Origin of the sequence: Sphingopyxis sp. UBA6723 (assembly GCF_002454115.1) — a bacterium.
In the GTDB taxonomy this organism is placed as follows: Bacteria; Pseudomonadota; Alphaproteobacteria; order Sphingomonadales; family Sphingomonadaceae; genus Sphingopyxis.
In genome coordinates, this window is record NZ_DKIH01000002.1 from 8884 (window position 1) to 12584 (window position 3701).

Sequence of the window (3701 nt, forward strand, 5' to 3'; positions counted from 1 at the left end):
GCTGCGCCGGTTTGAGCGGCTCACCAAAAACGAACAGCCCGAGCAGGAAAACGATGCTGGGCGCCAGATACTGGACAAAGCCTAGCGCCGCATAGCTCATCCGCCGCGCCGCAGTTGCGAACAGCAGCAACGGCACCGCGGTGACCACCCCTGCCGCGGCGAGCAGCCAGCTGGTCTCGCCGTCCGCGCCAAAGCCGCGCCCGTCGCCGATCCACAGATAATAGCCCGCCGCCGCGGCCGACAGCGGCAACAAAAGCGTCGTCTCGATCGCCAGCCCCGGCAGCGACCCCACCGCCACCACTTTGCGGATCAGCCCATAGGCACTGAAACTGAGCGCCAGCGTCAGGCTGATCCACAGCGTGTCCAGCGCCCCCGCCAGCAGGATCGCGACGCCGATCGCCGCGATGACCACTGCGACCGCCTGCAATCGCGACAATCGCTCGCCGAGGAAGATCATGCCGAGCAACACATTGACCAGCGGGTTGAGATAATAGCCCAGGCTCGCCGCCAACACATGGTCGGTAAATACCGCGTGGATATAGACCAGCCAGTTGAGCGCAATCAGCAACGAACTGGCGAGCAGCAGCCGCAGCACGCGCCAATCTTTCAGCGCCGACAGATACTCGCCGATCTGGCGCCGGAACGCCATGATGACGAAGCACAGCGGCAGCGACCAGACGATGCGCTGCGCCAGCACCTCGACCGGCGGCACCGTCTCCAACAGTTTGAAGAACAGCGGAACAAAGCCCCAGATCGCATAGGCACCCAACGCATAGGGCAAGCCGCGCTGCGGGCTCGCCGCGGGGGCGGTCGGCTGGTTCATTGCGGGAAGCCTGCCTTTCGGCCGAAAATCAGATGATGCCGCCGCCCAGCATCAGGCGAATGACGCCGATGACGATCACGACGATGTTCAAATTGCGCCCGCTGGTGCTGCTCGACATCGCGCCTAGTGCCAGCCCAACGACCGCAAAGGGCACAATCACCCAATTCGCCCAGCCGAGCAATGGGATGAAAGCAAAAACGGCCAAAACCAAGGCGATGGCGCCGATGACGAGCGAGGCAATATTGAGCATTTCAGGGTTGTCGCACGCCGTCGCCCATGCGGCAAGTGCCTTTCGGTTCGTCGATGATAACACTCGCTTCGTCTTGTTGCCTCGGGTTCATGCAACGCGATCCGGACCCTGATCGTTTCCCTTGTCGAAGCGCCCAGTGCCGTCATGCGGTACAAGGCGCGGCACCAGGAAAGGATATAAGATGCGTAGTTTCAACAAGAGCCTGATGGGCGCACTGGCCGCCGCCAGCGTCGCGCTGACCGCGCCGGCGTATGCCGGCATCGCGGCCCCGGCCAAGGCCGAAGGCTTTCATCAGCTTGAGCAGTCGAGCGGCTTTCATAAGCGCAAGAAGCGCCATTATCATGACCAGCGGGTCAATGCGAACACCCGCGTGTGGCGCGATGGCGATGGGCGTTATCGCTGCAAAAAGGACAATGGCACGACCGGCCTGTTGATCGGCGGCGCCGTTGGTGGCCTGGCCGGTAACGAAATCGCGGGTCGCGGCGACAAGCTGCTCGGCACCGTGATCGGCGCGGGCGCAGGCGCCCTGCTAGGCCGCGAGATCGACCGCGACAAATATCGCTGCCGCTAAGCGATAGAGCTACCGTCTCGATTGCGGGTCCGAGACCCCTCCGCCCGCAAACGTAGATGGAAGAGGGCGTCGACCTGGTCGTCGGCGCCCTCGACCGCGTGCTTGCTTCACGCGCGCTTGCCTCTTGCCCGTCCCGGCCGCTTGCCGCAAAAGCCCCTCCTGTTTCCGGGAGAGGATCATCATGCTCAACGGCCCCCTGCTCGTTACCCCACGGCTCATCCTGCGCCCCCCTTCGGCCGAGGATTTCGACGCCTTTTCCGAAATGTGCGCCGAGCCCGACACCATGCAATTCATTGGCGGCACCTGCCCGCGCGCCGCGGCGTGGCGCATCTGGTGTACGCTGGCCGGGGCGTGGCACATTCGCGGCTTTTCGATGTTCTCGGTCATCGAGCGCGAAAGCGGCGAATGGGTCGGGCGGCTCGGCCCGTGGGAGCCCGACGGCTGGCCGGCGCCCGAAATCGGTTATGGTGTGCGCGCCAAATTCGCGGGCAAAGGCTATGCGTTTGAAGGCTGCATCGCCGCGTGCGATTTTGCCGTCGAATTTCTGAAATGGCCCGAACTGATGCACAGCATCGACCCCGCCAACACGCGCTCGCAAGCACTGGCGGCGCGGCTGGGGGCGACGAACAGCGGCCCGACCCGCCTGCCCGCGCCCTTCGAAGACGCACCGGTCGATGCCTGGACGCAGAGCGCCGAGGCGTGGCGGGTGAAGCGCAAGGAGTTCCTCTGATGCCCGACCAGCATGTCGACCCCGAACGCGCGCAATTCGACGCGTTCAAGGCGCTGCCGCGCGATACCCCGATCCATATGCTCAACCTCGTCCGCTTCAAGGCCGCGGCGGCCTATCCCGCCGATCATCCGCTGGCCGGGAACGCGCTGACCGGCGCCGAAGCCTATGCCCATTATGGCACCGACAGCGGCCCGGTGTTCCACCGCGTCGGCGGCAGCATCGTCTGGCGCGGCACGATGGAAGCGATGGTAATCGGCCCCGATGCCGAGCATTGGGACGCCATGTTTATCGCCGAATATCCGACCAGCGCCGCCTTCATGGAAATGGTCACCGACCCAGTCTATCGGCAGGCCGTCATTCATCGCCAGGCGGCGGTCGAAACCTCGCGGCTGATCCGCTGCAACCCGAAAGCGTCTCGCTCCGGCACAGTTTTCGGCTAACAAAGCGTTACCCGTTAACGCATTTTCTTTGCGCCTTTTTAACCAGGATCGGGCAATCCGGGTCAAAGATTAAGGGAGTGTTAGCGATGATGTTGCGCGGAAAATGGCTGGTCACCGGCCTGCTGATGGCGGCAGCCCCGCTCGCCGGGTGCCGGGACAACCCCGAAGCAAAGTCCGAGCTCGCGCCGCTCGACGACGGGCTGACCAACGCCGACCCCGCGGTCAAGGGCGCGCTCGAAGACAAGATCATGGTCGACCCCAAGCTTGCGGGTCAGGCGAACCAGAATGCCGTTGGTCCGGGCAACCGCCCGGTCGACGGCGGCGTTCCGGGCGTCGCGGGCGGCAAGGCCGCGACCGTCGCCGAAGCCGCGGCGGCGCTCAAGGCGGGCAAGCTGCTCGCCGCGCCCAAGGCGCTTCCAATGGAAGCGGGCTGCGATGGCTGCGAAGCCAAGCCGCGCCCCGTCACGATCGGTGCGCTCGCCCGCGATCAGCAAAAGGGCGGCGGCTGCGACGCCAAGCTGACCTATGGCAACGCCTGGGCCGATCGCCTGCCCGCCGCTTTCAAAGTCTATCCGCGCGCCACGCTGCGCGAAGCTGCGGGCGTTGCTGGCGGCAAGTGCAACATCCGCGTCGTCAATTTCCAGACCGCGGCGTCGATCCAGGGCGTGTTCGACTATTATCACACGATGGCGATCCGCGCGGGTTACACCAGCGACCACCGCGTCAACGGTAACGAACATATGCTGGGCGGCACCAAGGGCGACTTCGCTTACGTCATCATGGCGCGGCGCGACGGCGGCATGACCGACGTCGATCTGGTGGCCTCGGGCGGGAAGTAACAAGATCCTCCCTGTGGCGCAGCTATGGGGAGGGGGACCGTTCGCGAA

Annotated in this window: 6 protein-coding genes; 4 read left to right on the forward strand and 2 right to left on the reverse strand. The window is 64.9% G+C overall.

What is annotated here, in order from left to right:
* Both rarD and B4F07_RS00355 read right to left on the reverse strand, forming a co-directional pair.
* Nucleotides 1-823: EamA family transporter RarD (gene rarD / locus B4F07_RS00350; RefSeq protein ID WP_293704329.1), on the reverse strand; the 823-nt coding region annotated here is incomplete at its 3' end.
* Between the two features lie 28 nt (nucleotides 824-851).
* Nucleotides 852-1073: a hypothetical protein gene (locus tag B4F07_RS00355; RefSeq protein ID WP_293704331.1), complete on the reverse strand. Its 222-nt coding sequence runs from the start codon at nucleotides 1071-1073 to the stop codon at nucleotides 852-854.
* A gap of 181 nt (nucleotides 1074-1254) precedes the next feature.
* On the opposite strand from B4F07_RS00355, the gene B4F07_RS00360 reads away from it, so the two are divergent.
* From B4F07_RS00360 to B4F07_RS00375, 4 genes are all read left to right on the forward strand, one after another.
* A complete protein-coding gene (locus B4F07_RS00360) occupies nucleotides 1255-1644 on the forward strand; it encodes a glycine zipper 2TM domain-containing protein (protein WP_293700926.1) in 390 nt (129 codons plus the stop codon).
* Nucleotides 1645-1825: 181 nt separating this feature from the next.
* The gene (locus B4F07_RS00365; protein WP_293704333.1) at nucleotides 1826-2374 is read left to right on the forward strand and encodes a GNAT family N-acetyltransferase; all 549 of its coding nucleotides are present in this window, start codon (nucleotides 1826-1828) and stop codon (nucleotides 2372-2374) included.
* Nucleotides 2374-2814, forward strand: a complete 441-nt coding sequence (locus B4F07_RS00370; RefSeq protein WP_293700928.1) for a DUF1330 domain-containing protein — start codon at nucleotides 2374-2376, stop codon at nucleotides 2812-2814. The genes B4F07_RS00365 and B4F07_RS00370 overlap by 1 nt, the downstream gene beginning before the upstream one ends.
* 86 nt (nucleotides 2815-2900) lie before the next feature.
* Nucleotides 2901-3653, forward strand: coding sequence for a hypothetical protein (locus B4F07_RS00375; protein ID WP_293700929.1), 753 nt, complete (start codon nucleotides 2901-2903; stop codon nucleotides 3651-3653).
* Nucleotides 3654-3701: the final 48 nt, after the last annotated feature.